2 protein-coding genes and 1 pseudogene are annotated in these 976 nt (G+C 40.7%); all 3 read left to right on the forward strand.

The window, feature by feature from the left end; genetic code table 11:
• A pseudogene (locus AC1M9D_RS14020) lies at nt 1-117 on the forward strand (muconate/chloromuconate family cycloisomerase); the annotation flags it as partial.
• A gap of 26 nt (nt 118-143) precedes the next feature.
• Nucleotides 144-434 (forward strand): muconolactone Delta-isomerase, encoded by a 291-nt coding sequence (catC, locus tag AC1M9D_RS14025; protein ID WP_092766278.1) that lies wholly within the window; start codon nt 144-146, stop codon nt 432-434.
• A gap of 150 nt (nt 435-584) precedes the next feature.
• Nucleotides 585-976: dioxygenase (locus AC1M9D_RS14030; protein WP_481612438.1), on the forward strand; the 392-nt coding region annotated here is incomplete at its 3' end.

Consider the following 976-nt stretch of genomic DNA (forward strand, 5'->3'; position numbering starts at 1 on the left):
GACGAAATTTTAAAGACCCCGCTTCAATATCGTGATTTCGAATTACATCTGCCTCAAGGCAATGGTTTAGGTATTGAGTTGGATTTAGACAAGATTGACAACCTTCGCCGCAAATAAGCGACGTGATACATCAGGAGTGAGACATGCTGTTTCATGTACGAATGGATGTGAACATCCCACTGGATATGCCAGTTGAAAAAGCGAATGAGATTAAAGCTGTTGAAAAGGCGTATTCGCAAGAGTTACAGCAACAAGGCAAGTGGCGTCATATCTGGCGAATCACAGGTCAGTATTCAAACATCAGTATTTTTGATGTGGAAAGCAATGAAGAGCTTCATTCAATTTTACAAGGTCTTCCGCTTTACCCATATATGAATATCGAAGTAATGGCGTTAAATCGCCACCCATCTTCTATCCGTGAAGATGATCGTTAAGTTTTAAGTGTCTTGGCTTGATTGATTCAGGCCATGACATCAATACATCCAGAGGTTTTTTAGCGTCATTTTAAACAAGGATTGTGGCAGCGAGCTCAAACACATTAGAAGTCAGCCACCACACAGCAAGCATACTTAAGGAGAAATAGTATGAACCGCGAACAAATTAATGCTTTAGTCAAAAAAATGAACGTTGATACTGCAACAGGTCCTGTTGATGAACGTGTTCAGCAAATCGTTGTACGTTTAGTATCTGACTTATTCCAAGCGATTGAAGATTTAGATTTAAGCCAATCTGAAGTTTGGAAAGGTCTTGAGTACTTTACTGATGCTGGTCAAGCAAACGAATTAGGTCTTTTGGCTGCTGGTTTAGGTCTTGAGCATTTCCTTGATTTACGTGCAGATGAGAAAGATGCTCAAGCAGGTATTACAGGTGGTACTCCACGTACAATTGAAGGTCCATTGTATGTCGCTGGTGCACCAGAATCAGTTGGTTTTGCACGTATGGATGATGGTTCTGAAGAAGGCAAAATCCCAACTTT

The organism is Acinetobacter sp. ANC_7682 (genome assembly GCF_056779795.1).